Origin of the sequence: Burkholderia sp. AU4i, assembly GCF_000466765.1 — a bacterium.
Taxonomy (GTDB): domain Bacteria; phylum Pseudomonadota; class Gammaproteobacteria; order Burkholderiales; family Burkholderiaceae; genus Burkholderia; species Burkholderia cepacia.
This window is the reverse complement of record NZ_ASSI01000085.1, coordinates 22547-40492: the sequence shown is the minus strand read 5'-3', so window position 1 is coordinate 40492 and position 17946 is coordinate 22547. Positions and strand designations below refer to the sequence as shown.

Annotated in this window: 16 protein-coding genes and 2 riboswitches; of the genes, 10 read left to right on the top strand and 6 right to left on the bottom strand. The window is 68.2% G+C overall.

The window, feature by feature from the left end; translation table 11 throughout:
* The 6 genes from L810_RS20050 to L810_RS20025 all read left to right on the top strand — a co-directional run.
* The coding region (locus L810_RS20050; RefSeq protein WP_042975473.1) for a lysine N(6)-hydroxylase/L-ornithine N(5)-oxygenase family protein at positions 1-1224 on the top strand (1224 nt) is incomplete at its 5' end.
* 22 nt (positions 1225-1246) lie between these two features.
* Positions 1247-3499: a TonB-dependent siderophore receptor gene (locus tag L810_RS20045; RefSeq protein ID WP_042975465.1), complete on the top strand. Its 2253-nt coding sequence runs from the start codon at positions 1247-1249 to the stop codon at positions 3497-3499.
* Between the two features lie 86 nt (positions 3500-3585).
* On the top strand, positions 3586-4425 hold the full coding sequence (locus L810_RS20040; protein WP_042975471.1) for a formyltransferase family protein: 840 nt from the start codon (positions 3586-3588) through the stop codon (positions 4423-4425).
* Positions 4425-5441 carry a GNAT family N-acetyltransferase gene (locus L810_RS20035; protein WP_021160098.1) on the top strand — a complete coding sequence of 339 codons (1017 nt, stop codon included), beginning with the start codon at positions 4425-4427 and terminating at the stop codon, positions 5439-5441. The genes L810_RS20040 and L810_RS20035 overlap by 1 nt, the downstream gene beginning before the upstream one ends.
* 250 nt (positions 5442-5691) lie before the next feature.
* A complete protein-coding gene (vapB, locus tag L810_RS20030; RefSeq protein WP_021160097.1) occupies positions 5692-5952 on the top strand; it encodes a type II toxin-antitoxin system VapB family antitoxin in 261 nt (86 codons plus the stop codon).
* Entirely contained in the window at positions 5949-6365 is a 417-nt protein-coding gene (locus tag L810_RS20025) for a PIN domain-containing protein (RefSeq protein WP_021160096.1), read from the top strand. The genes vapB and L810_RS20025 overlap by 4 nt, the downstream gene beginning before the upstream one ends.
* 48 nt (positions 6366-6413) lie before the next feature.
* Here the strand turns inward: L810_RS20025 and L810_RS20020 are convergent, their stop codons facing one another.
* Together L810_RS20020 and L810_RS20015 are read right to left on the bottom strand one after the other, a co-directional pair.
* Entirely contained in the window at positions 6414-7319 is a 906-nt protein-coding gene (locus L810_RS20020) for a nucleotidyl transferase AbiEii/AbiGii toxin family protein (protein WP_021160095.1), read from the bottom strand.
* Positions 7288-8361, bottom strand: a complete 1074-nt coding sequence (locus L810_RS20015) for a type IV toxin-antitoxin system AbiEi family antitoxin (RefSeq protein ID WP_042975464.1) — start codon at positions 8359-8361, stop codon at positions 7288-7290. Before L810_RS20015 ends, L810_RS20020 begins: the two co-directional genes overlap by 32 nt.
* A gap of 341 nt (positions 8362-8702) precedes the next feature.
* Between L810_RS20015 and L810_RS20010 the strand changes: the two genes are divergently transcribed.
* Together L810_RS20010 and bamE are read left to right on the top strand one after the other, a co-directional pair.
* Positions 8703-9866 (top strand): M20 aminoacylase family protein, encoded by a 1164-nt coding sequence (locus L810_RS20010; protein WP_021160093.1) that lies wholly within the window; start codon positions 8703-8705, stop codon positions 9864-9866.
* A gap of 246 nt (positions 9867-10112) precedes the next feature.
* Complete coding sequence (bamE, locus tag L810_RS20005; RefSeq protein ID WP_042975462.1) at positions 10113-10652, top strand: outer membrane protein assembly factor BamE domain-containing protein; 540 nt, start codon at positions 10113-10115, stop codon at positions 10650-10652.
* Between the two features lie 27 nt (positions 10653-10679).
* On the opposite strand, the gene L810_RS20000 is transcribed toward bamE, so the two are convergent.
* Genes L810_RS20000 through cobA form a run of 4 tightly spaced genes read right to left on the bottom strand, consistent with a single transcriptional unit; the run spans position 10680 to position 13750 of the window.
* Positions 10680-11984 carry a cobyrinate a,c-diamide synthase gene (locus L810_RS20000; protein ID WP_021160090.1) on the bottom strand — a complete coding sequence of 435 codons (1305 nt, stop codon included), beginning with the start codon at positions 11982-11984 and terminating at the stop codon, positions 10680-10682.
* A 2-nt stretch (positions 11985-11986) separates the two neighbouring features.
* Positions 11987-12589 (bottom strand): cob(I)yrinic acid a,c-diamide adenosyltransferase, encoded by a 603-nt coding sequence (cobO, locus tag L810_RS19995; RefSeq protein ID WP_021160089.1) that lies wholly within the window; start codon positions 12587-12589, stop codon positions 11987-11989.
* A gap of 37 nt (positions 12590-12626) precedes the next feature.
* Complete coding sequence (locus L810_RS19990) at positions 12627-13004, bottom strand: cobalamin biosynthesis protein (protein WP_021160088.1); 378 nt, start codon at positions 13002-13004, stop codon at positions 12627-12629.
* Entirely contained in the window at positions 13001-13750 is a 750-nt protein-coding gene (cobA, locus tag L810_RS19985) for a uroporphyrinogen-III C-methyltransferase (RefSeq protein ID WP_042975461.1), read from the bottom strand. Before cobA ends, L810_RS19990 begins: the two co-directional genes overlap by 4 nt.
* A 170-nt stretch (positions 13751-13920) precedes the next feature.
* Positions 13921-14158: riboswitch (cobalamin riboswitch) on the bottom strand.
* A gap of 1161 nt (positions 14159-15319) precedes the next feature.
* A riboswitch (cobalamin riboswitch) is annotated at positions 15320-15584 on the top strand.
* 188 nt (positions 15585-15772) lie between these two features.
* Here cobA and L810_RS19970 point away from each other — a divergent pair.
* Entirely contained in the window at positions 15773-16831 is a 1059-nt protein-coding gene (locus L810_RS19970) for a HoxN/HupN/NixA family nickel/cobalt transporter (RefSeq protein ID WP_042975467.1), read from the top strand.
* A gap of 26 nt (positions 16832-16857) precedes the next feature.
* A complete protein-coding gene (gene cobW / locus L810_RS19965; protein ID WP_021160085.1) occupies positions 16858-17946 on the top strand; it encodes a cobalamin biosynthesis protein CobW in 1089 nt (362 codons plus the stop codon).

The window sequence follows — 17946 nt, the reverse complement described above, 5'->3', positions numbered from 1 at the left end:
CATCGCGGGATGCTGCTCGACGACTGCCGGATGCAGATCTCGTTTCTGAAGGATCTCGTCACGATGCGCGATCCGAAAAGCCGCTACACGTTCATCAACTACCTGTTCGAACGCGGCCGGCTGAACGAATTCGTCAACCTGAAGAACTTCTACCCGACCCGCGTCGAGTTCCACGACTACCTGAGCTGGGTGGCCGACGCGTTCGACGATCGCGTCCATTACAGCGAGACCGTGCTGGGCATCGAGCCCGTGCGCGGCGACGGCGCGCGGATCGACGCGCTGCGCGTGCTGTCGCGCGACGCCGCCGGCCACGAGCGCCAGCGCGTCACGCGCGCGCTGTCGGTCGGCGTCGGCGGTACGCCGGCGATCCCGGACGCGTTCGCCGCGCTCGGCCGCGACCGCGTGATCCACTCGTCGTCCTACCTGACCGACATCGACCGGCTCGTCGCGTCGCCATCCGGCGAGCGCCGCCGCGTCGCGGTGATCGGCGCGGGGCAGAGCGCGGCCGAGGTGTTCATCGATCTCGCGCGCCGCTTCCCGCATGTCGACGCGAGCCTCGTGATGCGCGCGGGCGCGCTGAAGCCGGCCGACGACAGCCCGTTCGTCAACGAGATCTTCAGCCCCGAATTCACCGATGTCGTCTATGCGCAGCCGCATGACGCGCGCCGCGCGCTGCTCGACCGCTATCGCGACACGAACTACGCGGTGGTCGACCGGCCGCTGATCGAACAGATCTACGAAATGCTGTACCTGCAGCGCATCGACGGCACGCCGCGTCATGCGCTGCTCGCGAACAGCGCGATCGAGGCCGCGGTGCGCACCGCCGACGGCCGCGTCGAGCTGACGGTGCGCGACCGGATGAGCGGCGCGACGCGCGTCGAGCGCTTCGACGCGCTCGTGCTCGCGACCGGCTATCGCCGCGACACCCATTCGGCGCTGCTCGAAGGGCTTGCGCCGCACCTGGGCGATGCGCTCGCGCGTGGCGACGTGACGCGCGATTACCTGCTCGCGACGCCCGCGCACTTCGCGCCGCGCATCTACCTGCAAGGCTGCTGCGAAGACAGCCACGGTTTGTCCGACACGCTGCTGTCGGTGCTGGCACGCCGCGCGGACGAAATCTGCGCGTCGCTCGAAGACGGGATCGCGCCCGCCCATGACGAAGGCGCGGCCAAGGCAAGACAGGAAAACGGGGTGAGCGCGGGCCGGATGGCTTTCGCTCTTTGACAAAGGCGCGGTCGGAGACCGCATGAAAAAAGTGGAGCAGAGAAAGATGGAGTGGGCAACAGGCACGCGTTTGCGTGCGATCGCAGCCGCGGCAAGCGTGGCGTTCGGTGCGGCGGCGGGGCAGGCATATGCCCAGACGGCGCCGGCCGTGAACGCAGGCGCCGCGGCGTCGGCCAGCAGTGCGCAGGGCGGTGCGGCGGCCAGTGCGTCGACCGGTACGCTGCCGACGATCAACGTCAACGCGGCCTCGGAAGGGGACGGCACGGTCGGGCTCGTCGCGAAGCGCAGCCGGACCGGCACGAAGACCGATACACCGATCAACGAGATCCCGCAGACGATCAACGTCGTCACCGCGCAGCAGATCGAGATGACCGGCGCGACCGACGTAAACGCGGCACTGCGCTACGTGCCGGGTTTCTCGTCGTATGGCTCGGACAACCGTTCCGACTGGTACGCGGCACTGCGCGGCTTCACGCCGACCGCCTACGTGAACGGGCTGCAGGTGCCGAACACGATCAACCTCGCGAGCTGGCGCGTCGATCCGTACATGATCGACAGCATCACCGTGCTGCGCGGGCCGACCTCGGTGCTGTACGGCGCGGGCGACCCCGGCGCGATCATCGACGTGCAGACCAAGCTCGCCGACGGCGAGCGCGTGCGCGAGGCCGGCGTGCAGATCGGCAACTACGCGCGCAAGCAGTTCATGATCGACGTGGGCGACAAGCTCGACCCGGACGGCAAGTACGCGTATCGATTCGTCGGCGTCGCGCGCGACGGCAATGCGCTGACGGGCCCGAACAACGACCAGCGCGTCGCGCTCGCGCCGTCGTTCCGCTGGCGCCCGAACGCGGATACGTCGCTGACGCTGTCCGCGACGTACCTGCAGGACTGGGGCGACATCTCGTCGAACTTCCTGCCCGCGCAAGGCACGGTGCTCCCGAACCCGAGCGGCCAGATCAACAAGGACGTGTACGAAGGCGACCCGAACTTCAACTACTACCGCAAGAAGCAGTGGTCGGTCGGCTACCAGTTCGAGCAGAACCTGACTTCGGCGTGGACGTTCCGGCAGAACGTCCGCCTGATGCACCTGTCGCTCGACAACGGCTCGGTGTGGGGCAACGGCTTCGTCGACGGCAGCACGACCGATGTCAGCCGCTGGGCCGGCGTGTTCCAGATGAACTACAGCCGCTTCGACATCGATAACAACGTCGAAGGCCGCTTCGCGACGGGTCCGCTCCAGCACACGCTGCTGCTCGGCTTCCAGTACAACCGGCAGACCGCAACCGACAGCGAGTGGATTGCCGCCGCGCCGCCGCTGAACATCTACAACCCGGTGTACACGCCCGTGACCACGTCGGTGTTCTCCAATCCGGAGACCACGGGTCGCACCAACACGTACACGGCGATGAACACGTTCGGCCTGTACGCGCAGGACCAGATCAAGTGGAACCGCTGGACGCTGACGCTCGGCGGTCGCGAGGACTGGGTCAACATGCGCCAGGACGACCGCGCGGGCGGCACGTCGACGAAGGCGGACGTCACGGCGTTCACCGGCCGCGTCGGCCTCACGTACCAGGGCGACTACGGGCTGTCGCCGTACATCAGCTATGCGACGTCGTTCAACCCGCTGATCGGCGTGAACCTGCTCGGCGGCGGGCTGCCGCAGCCGACGCGCGGCAAGCAGATCGAGGCCGGCCTGCGCTGGCAGCCGCCCGGCAAGAACCTGATGCTGAACGCGGCGATCTACCAGATCAACCAGACCAACGGCATCACGCCGGCGCTGCCGAGCCAGGACGACAGCGGCACCAAGTCGGTACAGTCCGGCGAGGTGCGTTCGCGCGGGATCGAGCTGAGTGCGACCGGCAAGGTCACGCCGAACCTGTCGATGATCGCTTCGTACGTCTACCAGGACGTGAAGGTCATCAAGGCGAACGACAACACGCTGAACAACTGGCCGGTCGACATTCCGCGTCCGCGCCAGATGGCGTCGCTGTGGGCCGACTGGACGTGGCATACGGGGGCGCTCGCGGGGCTGGGCTTCGGCGGCGGCGTTCGCTACCAGAGCGCGTCGGCCGGTGGGTCCGACAACGCGCTGACGGTGTCGAGCGTCACGCTGTTCGACGCGGGCGTGCACTACGACACGCGCAACTGGCGCTTCGCCGTGAATGCGACGAACCTGGCCAACCGCCACTACATCAGCGGCTGCCAGTCGGTAAACGTCTGCGTGTTCGGCACCGACCGCACGGTGATCGCGACCGCGAAATACAACTGGTGACGATGCGCGCCGCGGCCCGCCGGCCGGCCTTCGTGGCCGGCACGGGCCGGCCGCGGCGCCTTCGTCCGCTTTTCCACGACGCATCCATGCCGAAGAAAAATCTCGTCTACATCCAGTCGCTGCGCAACGGCGCGGCCGATCGCGCCGGCCAGCCGGTCGCTTATCAGGGCGGCACGCGCTACATGAAGGCGCCGCTCGAATTCCTCGTCGAGCGCCTGAACGACTCGCCGCTCGGCGAGCGCTACACGCTCAAGGGCGTGATCGTCGACGACGACGACGGTTCGCCGGCCGACCGCGCGAAGGTGGCCGACTACGGTTTCGCGCGCACGCCGGGCCGCCCGTGGATCCTGCCGGAAGGGTTGACGGTGCAGGGCCGGCCGGTCGACGAACTGTTCTGCACGATTGCGTCGACGTACCGGCGGCTGCCGCGCGACGCACGCGAGCGTGCAGCCGGCAAACAGGCGTTCGAGCGCCGCCTGCTCGAGCGCCTGCTCGAACTCGAAGCCGATGTCGTCGTGCTCGACGGGCTGCTCGTGATCCTCGACGAGCTCGTGCGGCCCGGCGCGCGCTTTCACCGGCGCATCGCCAACATCCACCCGGGCATCACCGCCGACGGTTCGCCGTACCAGCGGCGCGGCGCATGGGCGACGCTCGACGCGCTGCACGGCGCGCGCGGCGAACGGGTCGACTGGGCGAGCGGCGCGACGTCGTCGGTCGAGCCCGTGATGATGACGGGCGCGTCGTTCCACTACGTCGACAACGGCATCGATTCCGGCGAGGTGATCTGCGACGTGCTCGACACGCCGATCGCACCGGACGACACGATTCTCGAACTGCGCTGGAACAACTTCCAGCGCAGCCTGTTTCCGGCGCTCGAGCGGGGGCTGCACGTTCTCGCCGATCGCCACGACGCGGGAGCACTGTGATGCAAGACACGCTGACGAAACCGGCCGGCGCCGCCGACGCCGTCGAAGGTGAAGTGGCCGCGGCGCTCGACGGCGCCGCGCACGGGCCGGCGATGACGGTCGCCGAGTGCTCGCTCGACGCGTGGCGGCCCGACGATTCGCCGGAGGCACTGCTCGCGGCGTTCGTCGCGCTCTTCAACACCGACACGCGATACGACGCGGCGACGATCACGGTGCCGCTCGGCGGCGCCGATGCGGCGGCCGTTGCGTCGTACGTGGCGCGCGCGGTGCGCGAGGGCGTGATCGACGGCGCGCAGGCCGAGGGCGACGCGCTGCGGTTCACCGTATCGCGCACGACCTTCTGGCAGAACCCGCGACCGTGGCTGAAGGCGCCCGCGTCGGGCGGGATGCCGCTGCGCCATGCGATCACGAACGGGCACCGGCACCCGGTGCGGCCGCCGTCGCCGGCCGGCGAGATCTATGCACGCCATATGCCGCAGGTCGGGATGACGTTCAGCCTGCGCACCGTCGACATCGACGCGCATGCGGACCTGTTCAGCGGCTGGATGAACCTCGATCGCGTCGCGCATTTCTGGGACCAGCGCGGCACGCGCGACGAGCACGCGGCGTATCTTGCCGAGCGGCTCGCCGATCCGCACATGCACCCGATGATCGGCTATTTCGACGACACGCCGTTCGGCTATTTCGAGTTCTACTGGGCGAAGGAGGATCGTCTCGCGCCGTTCTACGATGCGCACGACTACGATCGCGGGCTGCACCTGCTGATCGGCGATTCGCGGTTCCAGAGCGCCGGCAAGCTGCATGCATGGTGGAGCGGGGTGCTGCACTACATGTTCGTCGACGAACCGCGCACGCAGCGGCTCGTCGGCGAGCCGCGCGTCGATCACGTGCGGCACATCGCGTACATGCACCGCCTCGGGTTCCACACGCTGAAGGAGTTCGATTTCCCGCACAAGCGCGCGGCGCTCACCGTGATCGAGCGAGACACATTCTTCGACACTTTCCGGTTGCCGTGACGGCGCGGGTGCGCAGCGTCGGTGCGACGTTGCGCGCGGTGCGGTGCCGCACCGGCATCGGCCGTTCGGGATATGGACCGCGTGGCCTGTGTCGTGAAGAATGGATCGCTCTCCTCATCGACGACAGGCCGGCAACATGACAAAAACACCCGTGGCAGCGTGGGGCGCGACGTCCGATTTGCGCGCCCTCAATTTGACATATGCCAGCATATGTCTAGAATGGGCGCATCGTACTCCCATGGAGTGGCTCATGCGCACCGTTTCCATTTTCAAGAACGCCCGTAACCAGGCAATCCGCATCCCGAAGGACATGGAGTTCGAGGGGGTGACGGAACTCGAGATCCGCCGCGAGGGCGACACGCTGCTGCTGCGGCCGGTGCGGCCCACGTGGCTCTCGTTCGCGAGCGAACCGCTGGCCGACGCCGATTTCCTCGCCGAACGCCCGGCCGTGATCGAGTCCGGCCGCTTCGACCTTTCCGGCGGCGCCGCGCCGACGGAGTCCGGCCAGTGACCACGCTCTACATGCTCGATACGAACATCTGTTCGTTCATCATGCGCGAGCGGCCGCCGGTAGTGCTGTCGCGGCTGCAATCGTGCGTCAATGCGCAGCACCGGATCGTCGTGTCGGCCATCACTTATGCCGAAATGCGGTTCGGCGCAGTCGGCAGGAAGGCTTCGCCGAAGCATGCGGAACTCGTGACGGCCTTTGTCTCGCGGCTCGACGGCGTGCTGTCGTGGGATACGGCGGCCGTCGATGCAACGGCCGCGATTCGCGCCGATCTCGCCGCGCGCGGCATGCCGATCGGCGCGAACGATGCGTCGATCGCCGGGCATGCGATCGCGGCCGGTGCGGTGCTCGTCACGAACAACGGGCGGGAGTTCGGCCGGGTGGCCGGGTTGTCGCTCGAAGACTGGGCAGCCTGAGCGCGGCAGTGCGAAAGCGGGATGACGCGGCGGCGCCACAGCGTCGTGTCATGCGTGCGGTGCGGGTGAATCCTCGAGAAAGGCGTCGCGAAATGCGTCGAGATACCGGTTGGCGTCATCGCTGAATTCACCCGGCAACAGCGCGAACGCACGTACCAGCAGATCCTGGCCGAGCGTGGCATAGGTCGCTTCGTCGGACAACAGCACGCGGATCGCGTCGCGCGTGTGCGGCGAGGCAATCCGTTTCGCGTCTCGCGCGAGCAGCGCGGCCGCGGCAAGGCCGGGCTGGAACGCATGCCGTTCCAGCAGGTCGGGGGCGGCATCCCAGATGCGCTCGCGATTGCCTGCATCGTGAAAATTCCGCAGCAGGAACAGCAGGTCGTACGCATCGCTGTTCTGGCGTGCACGCCGGTCCTTCCAGGCGAGCAGCTTCAGCAGCGCGAGCGCCGGCAGGCTGGCCACCGGCACGACGGTGCGTGTGTCGATCGACACCGGCTGCGCGGTGTCCACCGCTTCCTGGAAGCCGAGCACATTCAGCACGAATTCGCCGCCCGGCGGCCATGCGATCTCGCCCGGCGGCGTTTCGAGCGGCCCGAACGGCACGAGATCGAGTTCGGTGCGAAAACCGTGCGTGCCGCTGTCGAACAGCAGTTTCTGCTGTTGTTTCGGTGCGCGCGTGAATTGCCCGGTCGCAACGAGCGCATCGACGAGCTGCGCGTGAAACGGCCAGCTCACCGCGCACACCGCAACGTCGACGTCCCGTGTCGCACGCACCGGCCGGATGCCGTGGACGTGCCACATCAGGATGTCGCGCGCGGTTGCGCCGGCGACGACGAAAGCCGCATCGACGCGCGCGCAGGCATGGCTCACCGCTTGCAAGAGCGCGACCGCCGCCGAGTCGAGCGGCCGGCGCGCGTCGACTTCAAGCGGGCGGATGGGCGAGGTATTGGTCATGGATCCGTTCGGCGGCGGCAAGGTTGCGGCTGTCACCGGAGGAGACGAGATCCGCATAGATCAGGAGCGGCGGTACGAGCGGCAAGCGCGGCTCGTGCCAGTCGAGCGCGGGCGAGTGCGGCCAGAATGCTTCGACGAATTCGACGTCGCCGTGGTCGTCCGGGCGCAGGCGGGCCTGGAGCAGCAGGCGGTTCGATGCCGCGCCGTGCGTATAGACGGTGATCTCGGCCGGCTTCAGGTCGTGCGTCAGCAGGTCGGCCGCCGGTTCGCCGCCGAGCCGCGCATCGAACGACGCGAAATCGAAATCGCGCCACCAGTCGGGCGCGAGGCTGGCATAACGACGGCTCGGCAGTTTCGCGCGCAGGCGGCTCGGGTACAGCGCAACCCATTCGTGCACGAAGCGCGGCCAGTCGGGTATCAGGCGCTCGCCATTGCGGCGCTGCCCGACGAGGCCGCGCGCGATCAGGTCGTCCATCGCGAGGTTGACCGTGCCGAGCGCGACACCCGACGCGGCCGCAATCGTCCGATAAGGCTGTGCGACGAGGCCCGGCTGTGTCGCGACCGCGAACATCACGGCCAGCCCCTTCGGCGTCGTCGCGCGCGATGCCTGCCGGCGCGGCGTGCGTGCGGGTTTCGGCCGGCCCGCGATCATCACGGTCGCCTCCGGCTGAATCAGGCATGCGTTGCCCGCGGTGTCGAGAAACGGAATGCCCTGGTCGGTCAGGCCGGCGGCCAGTTCGGCCGAAAGATAGGGGGCGATCAGCATCAGCGGCCGCTCGCCGGGTGTCGCGATCGCGACGCCGCGGCGGCGCAGTGCCGCGAGTGCGCCCGGCAGCGATTCGACGCGCAGGCTCACGGCGGCCGGCATCTCGAACACCTGCCCGGCAACGTCGAAGCGGATCATCGCGTCGGCTTGCCCGGCATACGCGGCCGGCACGCGCACGGGCCGCGCGCCGAAGCGCCGGGTCGCGCGTTCGAACGCGGCGCAGGCTTCGTCGAGCACGTGCTGTTCCGACATCGGAAGGGGGGCGTTCTCGGGCATAGGAGGCGATTGCTTGTTCACTTCCTCATCAGCGTACACAAAAAATGTACAGGCGTCAAAAAGTGAACAATTACCTGTAACACGTTGATGTGTCGGCATTATTCCGGATGCTTGAACGGTCATCGTCGAATCCTGGCGCTCGTCAAATCGCTGTCAAGCCCACAGCCTCGCGCGCCCGAACCATGTGCGGCAGTCATCCGGATGGCCGGTCGGCTCATATCGTGTGCGGTACCAGATACGGCAACCATCGGTTGCTACCGCGACGACTTTTCGTCTGTCCGGTTGCTGGCGAACCGACTATCCTTGCCTGCACATTCCCCGCAGAAACAGGAGACGACACCGTGACGCACAGCGTGATTCCCGCAGGCCTCGCCGACGAAATGATCGAGATCCGGCACCGCATCCATGCCCACCCCGAGCTCGGTTTCGAGGAATTCGCGACGAGCGACCTCGTCGCCGAGCAACTGCAGTCGTGGGGCTACACGGTGCATCGCGGGCTGGGCGGCACGGGCGTCGTCGCGCAGTTGAAGGTCGGCAACGGCACGCAGCGCCTCGGCCTGCGCGCCGACATGGATGCGCTGCCGATCCACGAGGCCACGGGCCTGCCGTACGAGAGCAGGATCGCCGGCAAGATGCACGCCTGCGGTCACGACGGCCACACGGCGATGCTGCTCGCCGCCGCGAAGCATCTTGCGCGCGAGCGCCGCTTCTCGGGCACGCTGAACCTGATTTTCCAGCCGGCCGAGGAAGGGCTCGGCGGCGCGAAGAAGATGCTCGACGAAGGGCTGTTCGAGCTGTTCCCGTGCGACGCGATCTTCGCGATGCACAACATGCCGGGCTTCCCCACGGGCAAATTCGGCTTCCTGCCGGGGCCGTTCATGGCGTCGTCCGATACCGTCGTCATCGACGTGCAGGGCCGCGGCGGCCACGGCGCGGTGCCGCACAAGGCGGTCGATTCGGTGGTCGTGTGCGCGCAGATCGTCATTGCGCTGCAGACGATCGTGTCGCGCAACGTGTCGCCGCTCGACATGGCGATCGTCACGGTCGGCGCGATCCACGCGGGCGAGGCGCCGAACGTGATTCCCGATCGCGCGCAGATGCGCCTGTCGGTGCGCGCGCTGAAGCCGGAGGTGCGCGACCTGCTCGAGACGCGCATCAAGGAAGTCGTGCATGCGCAGGCCGCCGTGTTCGGCGCGACCGCGACGATCGACTACCAGCGCCGCTACCCGGTGCTCGTCAACGACACGGACATGACCGCGTTCGCGCGCGGCGTCGCGCGCGAGTGGGTGGGCGAAGCGAACCTGATCGACGGGATGGTGCCGCTCACCGGCAGCGAGGATTTCGCGTTCCTGCTCGAGAAGCGGCCGGGCTGCTACCTGATCATCGGCAACGGCGACGGAGAGGGCGGCTGCATCGTGCACAACCCCGGCTACGACTTCAACGACGCGGCACTGCCTACCGGCGCGTCGTACTGGGTCAAGCTGGCCGAGGCGTTCCTGGTGTGATGCGGCGGCGCGGCGGCGTGCGAGCTGCCGCGCCTGCAAGGCCGGAGCTCGACACAACAGGCTCATTCGCATTGGAAACGCGCCACAGGCGCTACGCACGAGCCAGCGCAGATCCCCGCCCAGGCTCATGTTCCACTGGAAAGCGCGCCGTGACCGCATTTGACGCTCCTTGACATCGACGGAACGGGTCGCGTGCTACGCTGCGCGCGACGCCGGACCGGCACGATGAATACAGGTGTGGATGAAATGCGAAAACAGCTTCTGACCGTGCTGACCGCCTGTGCGGTCGCCATTCTGGCAGCCGGGTGCGACGACCAGAAAGTGGCTGACGCGGTGAATGCGATCAAGCCCGACCCGATGGCGTTCGGCAATCTGCAACCGGGCGTGTCGACGACCGAGGACGTGCTCCGCCAGGCGGGCAAGCCGGAAATGGTCAGGCAGGGCGACGACGGCTCGCAGCGGTTCGAATATCCGCGTGGCCCGTACGGCACGAGCACCTACATGCTCGATTTCGGGCCCGACGGCCGGCTCGTGTCGATCACGCAGGCGCTGACGGCGGCGAACATTGCGAAGGTCGTGCCCGGGATGTCGAAGGACGACGTGCGCCAACTGCTCGGCAAGCCGACCGAGATCGCGCAATACGCGCTGAGCCACGAAGAGGTGTGGAGCTGGCACTGGGCTGAGGGCGGCGTATCGGGCGACGCGATGTTCAACGCGCATTTCTCGCCCGACGGCACCGTGATCCGCACTTCGCGCTCGGAAGCGCCGGGCCGCGAAAAACCCTGACATCGCGGCGCCTCGCCGTTTTTTCGGTCAGAACGCCGTGCCGCCGAACAGCGCCACGACCGCCTCCGGATTCGACGGCCAGTACAGGTGCATGTACGTCGCGACGATCGCGCCGTGGCGATAGACGGCTTCGCCGCTGCCCGGCTTGCCGTCGGGGCGCGCCGCGTTCGCGACCGGTTCCAGCGGCGTCGCGAGCGTCGAATAATGAAACGTATGGCCGCGCATCGGCCCGGTACGCGTATCGAGCTGCTGCATGCCGAGCGCCGCGAACCGGCGCTGCATCGTCGCCCGCCCCGGCAGCAGCCCGAGCATCGGCGTCGTGACACCGTCGACGTCGGTCAGCGATTCACACAGATACACCATCCCCCCGCATTCCGCGACGATCGGCCGGCGAGCCGCCGCATGCGCGCGAATGGTCCGGGCGGTGGCGTCATGCGCCGCGAGCGTCGCCGCATGCAGTTCCGGATAGCCGCCCGGCAGGAACAGCGCGTCGCAATCGTCCGGCACGGGTTCGTCGGCGAGCGGCGAGAAGAAGCACAGCCGCGCGCCGAGCGCCTCAAGCAGCGCGAGATTCGCCGGATAGATGAACGAAAACGCCGCGTCGCGCGCAATCGCGATCCGCTTGCCGGCGAGCGCACGCGGCAGCGGCGCCGCGGCGTCCGGTTCGGCAAACGCGACGGCGGGCGGCAATTCGGCGAGCGCCGTCTGCGCGAGCACGTCGGCCGCGCGATCGAGCCGTGCGTCGAGATCGTCGATGTCAGCCGGCTGGTGCAGGCCGAGATGCCGCTCCGGCAGCGCGATGCCCGCATCGGCCGGCACGTGCCCGAGCCAGCGCAGGTCGTCGGGCAGCGCCTGTTGCAGCAGTTCCGCGTGCCGGGCCGAGCCGACGCGGTTCGCGAGCACGCCGTGAAACGGCAGCCCCGGCCGGAACCGGGCGAGTCCGAACGCGATCGCCGCGAACGTCTGCGCCATCGCCTTCGCGGAAATCACCGCGACGACCGGCACGCCGAACGCAGCCGCAAGATCGGCACTGCTCGGCGTGCCGTCGAACAGCCCCATCACGCCTTCGATCAGGATCAGGTCGGCATCGCGTGCGGCATCGGCAAGCAACGCGCGGCAGCCGGCCTCGCCGACCATCCCGAGATCGAGCGCATGCACGGGGGCGCCGCTCGCGCGTTCGAGCAGCATCGGATCGAGAAAGTCGGGCCCGGTCTTGAACACGCGCACACGGCGGCCGAGCCGGCGGTGCAGCCGCGCGAGGCCGGCCGTCACCGACGTCTTGCCCTGGCCCGACGCGGGCGCACTGACGAACAGCGCGGGGCAGGCGGGCATGCTCAGAACTCCACGCCGCGCTGCGCCTTCACGCCTTGCTCCTTGTACGGATGCTTGACGAGCCGCATCTCGGTGACGAGGTCGGCCGCGTCGATCAGCGCATCGGGCGCATGCCGCCCGGTCACGACGACGTGGACCGAGTCGGGACGCGCGGCAAGCGTCGCGAGCACTTCGTCGAGCGGCAGGTATTCGTACTTCAGCACCGTGTTCAACTCGTCGAGGATCACCATCCGGTAGTCGCCGCTTTCGATCATCCGGCGCGCCTCGTCCCAGCCCTTGCGCGCGGTCGCGATGTCGGCGTCGCGGTTCTGCGTGTTCCACGTGTAGCCGTCGCCCATCGTCACGAAATCGCACTCGGCAACCGCGCCGAGGAAGTCGCGCTCGGACGTGTGCAGCGCGCCCTTGATGAACTGCACGACACCGAGCCGCATGCCGTGGCCGAGCACGCGCACGGCCATGCCGAACGCGGCCGTGCTCTTGCCCTTGCCGTTGCCGGTGTTGACGATCAGCAGGCCCTTTTCGTTGACGGCGGCGGCCTGCTTCTTCTCGTGGCCCGCGCGGCGGCGTTCGGTCATCCGTTGATGGGATTCGGCGTCGGTTTTCATCGGATTCGTCCTGTCGAAAGAAAGCGAAACAAAGGGTTCAGAGCGGGCCGGCGAGTGCGACCGTCACGCCGTCCCGGATGGATTTGGGGCCCAGCAGCCGGCCGTGCGGCGCCGCGAGCTGCGCGCACGGCTCGGCCACGCCCGCGACGCCGAAGCGGGCGAGCGCGGCATCCGACGGGCCGCTCACGGCCAGTTCGGGGCGGCGCGCGAGCTGTGCCGCGTCGAACGCGACGAGCGGCCAGCCGCGTCTCGCGCACAGCGCGCGCAGCGCGCGTGCGCGCGCCTTGTCGGCGAGCGTGGCGACGAGCGCCGGTTCGGCAGCCGGGTACCGCATCAGCGCGACGCGGATCGCGGCATCGAGTTGCGCGGCCGTCACGTCCGCGCGGAAACCGACACCGATCGCGACGCGCATCATGCGCGGCTGCCGAGTGCGGCGCGCACCGCGGGATCGTGGGCGAACGCCGCGACGCGGCCGATCACGACGATCGCCGGTGAACCGATGCCGGTCGCGCCGACACGTTCGACAAGCGTGTCGAGCGTCGCGAGCACGTGCCGCTGTTCGGGGCGCGTCGCATTCTCGATCGCCGCGCACGGCGTGTCGCCGGGCAGGCCGCCTTCGCGCAGCGCGGCTGCAATCGTGTCGAGCCGGCGGATGCCCATGTAGACGACGATCGTCATGCGCGTGGCCGCGAGCGCGCGCCAGTCGGGTTCGTCGGCGCCCGCGCCGTGGCCCGTGACGAAGATCACGCCCTGCGCGTCGCCGCGCTGCGTGACCGGAATGCCGAGCGCGGCCGGCGCGGCGATGCCCGCCGTGACGCCGCTCACGACCTCGACTCGAAATCCCGCGGCACCGAGCACGGCCAGTTCCTCGCCGCCGCGGCCGAACACGAACGGGTCGCCGCCCTTGAGCCGCGCGACGCTGCGGCCCGCGCGCAGATGCGCGAGCATCGCCGCGACGATCGCCTCCTGCGGGGTCGAGGCATGGCCGCCGCGCTTGCCGACGTGCTCGATGTGCGCGTCGGCGCGCGCATGGCGCAGCACGTCGGGGTTCACGAGATCGTCGATGAGCAGCACGTCGGCCGAGCCGATCGCGTGGACGGCCTTGAGCGTCAGCAGGTCGGCGTCGCCGGGGCCGGCGCCGATGAGCCAGGCGCGGCTCATCGGGCGCGGCACGGCGCGCACCGTGTCGAAACAGTGGAAAGGGGCAGGCGGGCGGCACATCGGCGGCCGGCAGGCAGGCAACGCATAACGGATCGGGCGAAGCCCGCGCGAACGCGGGCGGAATGCGCACCCGGTCCGTCCCCCGCGGATCGGGCGTTCGGCGAGCATCGGGCTCGCCCCTTGCGTCGGCCGGTATCCGGGCTGGCCGCTTGCCAGGCCGCAGCCTTCCCGCCCGGTGGAAGGGCAGTGGCATCGTGGGCGGCATGGGCGCGTGCGCGGGGAAGCGCGTCGCGCGGGCGGCGTACCGTTGCGGGGACAGCACAGGCAGGGCGGCGATCCGCCTCCTGTTTCCCGTTTAACTGCGTGCGCGGAATGCGCATGCGAGCACCGAACGCGGCGCATACGATAGCACAGCGCATCGGCGCAAACGCATGCGGGGAGGGCGCTTACTTGTCGTCGGTCTTTGCGACGCTCGGCGAGCATGTCGCCGAGCAAATGAAGGCCATGCCCCGATCCCGGAAAGCGCGGCGGCGCACAGTCGCCAGGTGTTTCAAGTAAGGCTTCGGCAATCGCCCGCGCCGCAGGATCCACTGCCGCCCGAGCCTCCGGACGAGCCGGAACTGCCGCCGATGCCGCCGCGATTCGGGCCACAGACCGCGGCACCGGCCAGTGCGCCGGCGGCCGATGCGGCTCCGTTTCCGAACCCGAGTGCGCCAACACCGGCGCCAAACAGGCCGCCTATTGCAAGCCCGCAACCGGCAGTACCGCCAGCTGCGGTAGCACCCCCCATTCCATTTAACGCACCGCTGGCCGCTCCCGAAATCGCCCCGGCGAATCCACCGGCCATGATGCTGCCTCGATTGGCCTGTGCGCCAATGCGCGCGACGTGGACGGCCCCGTCTCCGCCACTTACCCGACTCATTTCACTCACAGTGAGTTTTCGCATGTTGAATCTCCTTGGATTGACGATTGTTAATGCCGATTGCGAAACAGGTGCGATATACGCGATCGGCTCTTTGTCGCAGCGGGCTGCTTCACAAGCACCGCTTCGATTCCCGTAGCGTTTGCAGAATGCAGTACGACCACATCAGTACTTTCGCGACCGTTGCAAGGGGGGAATCCATCCCCTTCAGGGCAAACGGAAACAAGAGCGCCATCGACAGCCATACGACGATGGCCACATACAATCGGGCAATATTCATGGTCTGAACGAATGTGTCGCAGTGGTTTATCTCGATCATCGAAAACCGGCTGAAGCGGACAATCGAATACCGGCCGCGCAACGTCAATCATCCGAATCTCCAAGGCGCATGAACGTTTCCGCGCCCAACCCACGCTGCACCTGCCGCGGCGCGGGCCTTGCTATTGCGGACAACGTGTACAACCGTCAATTCTGAAAAACCGCTTCGGATGGCGAGTCGTACTACTTCGCGTTCGATCCCGCACGGGGTTGTCGGGTGCGCCAGGCAGTCGAACGATTTCCCCGGCATACCCGCGCCGGACCGCTGCCCGCCGGTTCATCCGGCCGGCCTGGCCACTCGCCGCCTTGACGCTCCCGCCCCCGGCGCCTACACTCGCACGCGTTTTGGTGCTCGCGCGCGCCGCTCCGGCGCGCGCAGTTAAACGGGAAACAGGGAGCCTGCCTGCGTCGCAGTCGAGCCAACCTGTGCTGCCCCCGCAACGGTAAGCGAACGCATCGTGCCCGCCGCGATGCAGCGCCGCTTCGCCGCATGCCGCGCGCATGCGGACGACCGCCACTGGATGCCTTGCGCATCCGGGAAGGCGAAGCGGCGTGTTCGTCAGCCCGGATACCGGCCTAAACGTTGGGGTTCAGCGCCGCGGGGAGGCGGCGCATCGTCCACGGCCGCAGCGTGCCCGACACCCGAGCGTTTCCCGATTCCCGACGTCCGGCCGCCTGCGCGAGCGCGCATGTTCCGGTGCGACGAAGGGCCGGATCGCGCGGGGCCGCGCAGCGACGGCCGTGTTGGCATTCTTCATGTCGACCGTTCGCAAGGGAGCGTCATGCTCGATTCGCTGTTTCGCCTGTTCAACGACAGTCCGTCCGGGTTGCGCGGCAAGATCGTCGCGATCTATGCGCTGCTGATCGCCTTCAACGCAGGCGCGTGGATCTGGGCATTCGCCGCCTTCCATGGCCAGCCCGTGCTGCTCGGCACCGCGCTGCTCGCGTACGTGTTCGGGCTGCGTCATGCGGTCGACGCCGACCACATCGCGGCGATCGACAACGTCACGCGCAAGCTGATGCAGGAGGGGCGCAGCCCGCTCGGCGCGGGCCTGTTCTTCTCGCTCGGCCACTCGACGGTCGTGATCGTGATGTCGGTCGTGGTGACGCTCACGGCCGCGTCGCTCGCGCGCTTCGAGAGCATGAAAGCGTGGGGCGGCGTGATCAGCACGAGCGTGTCGGCGTTCTTCCTGCTGGTGCTCGCGATCGCGAACCTGCTGATCCTGATTTCCGTCTACCGGACGTTTCGCGCCGCGCGGCGCGGCGAGCCGATCGTCGACGCCGATCTCGACATGCTGCTGAACCAGCGCGGCGTGCTCGCGCGCCTGTTCCGTCCGCTGTTCCGGCTCGTGTCGCGCAGCTGGCACCTGTATCCGGTCGGGTTCCTGTTCGGCTTCGGCTTCGACACGGCGACCGAGATCGCGCTGTTCGGCATCTCGGCGGCGCAGGTGCAGGGCGGCCTGTCGTTCTGGTCGGTGATGGCGCTGCCCATGCTGTTCACCGCGGGCATGACGCTCGTCGACACGACCGACGGCATCCTGATGATGGGTGCGTATCGCTGGGCGTACGTGCGGCCGATCCGCAAGATCTACTACAACATGACGATCACCTTCGTGTCGGTGCTGGTCGCCGCGCTGATCGGCGGCATCGAGGTGCTGGCGCTGCTCGCGGACAAGCTGTCGCTGCAGGGCCCGGTGTGGGACTTCGCGTCGATGGTGGCGTCGCACTTCGGCATGCTCGGTTATGTCGTGATCGGCCTGTTCCTCGCCTGCTGGCTCGTGTCGGCCCTGATCTACCGGCTGAAGCGCTACGACGAGATCGACGTGACGATCTCGGCGTGACCCTCCCTTACCAACCTGGATATTCCATGACCCTACGCAAGCTTCCCGTCACGATCGTCACGGGCTTTCTCGGCAGCGGCAAGACGACGCTGATGCGCCACATCCTGCAACACGCCGAAGGCCGCCGCATCGCGGTGATCGTCAACGAATTCGGCGAACTCGGCATCGACGGCGAAATCCTCAAGGGTTGCGGCATCGGCTGCGAGGATGCCGACGGTGCGCAGGGCGAAGCATCGGGCCAGCTCTACGAACTCGCAAACGGCTGCCTGTGCTGCACCGTGCAGGAAGAGTTCTATCCGGTGATGGAAGCGCTCGTCGAGCGCCGCGCGGACATCGACCACGTGCTGATCGAGACGTCCGGGCTCGCGCTGCCGAAGCCGCTCGTGCAGGCGTTCAACTGGCCGACGATCCGCAACAGCTTCACGGTCGACGCGGTCGTGACCGTCGTCGACGGGCCGGCCGCCGCGAGCGGCCAGTTCGCGGAAAACCCGCAGGCCGTCGACGCGCAGCGCCGCGCCGACCCGAACCTCGACCACGAATCGCCGCTGCACGAGCTGTTCGCCGATCAACTGTCATCCGCCGATCTCGTGATCGTGAACAAGGCCGATCTCGTCGGCGACGCGGAATTCGCGCAGATCGAAGCCGCGATCCGCGACGAGATCCCGCCGCAGGTGAAGATCATGCGCGCGACGCGCGGTGAGCTCGATCTCGCGATGCTGCTCGGCCTCGAATCGGCATCGGAAGAAACGATCCACCTGCGCCACGACCATCACGGCTCGGCCGACGACGGCGATCACGATCACCATCACGACGATTTCGACTCGGTGGTCGTGTCGGGCGACGCCGGCACGCGCGAGGCGACGATCGCCGCGCTGCAGCGCGTCGTCGAAGCGCACACGATCTACCGCGCGAAAGGCTTCGCCGCGCTGCCCGGTGCGCCGATGCGGCTCGTGATCCAGGGTGTCGGCCGCCGCTTCGACAGCTATTTCGACCGTCGCTGGCAGGACGGCGAAACGCGCGCGAGCCGCTTCGTGCTGATCGGCGAGGATCTCGACGCGGCCGCGCTGCAACGCGCGTTCGACGCCGCGTGCGCGGCCGAACCGCAACAGGCGTAA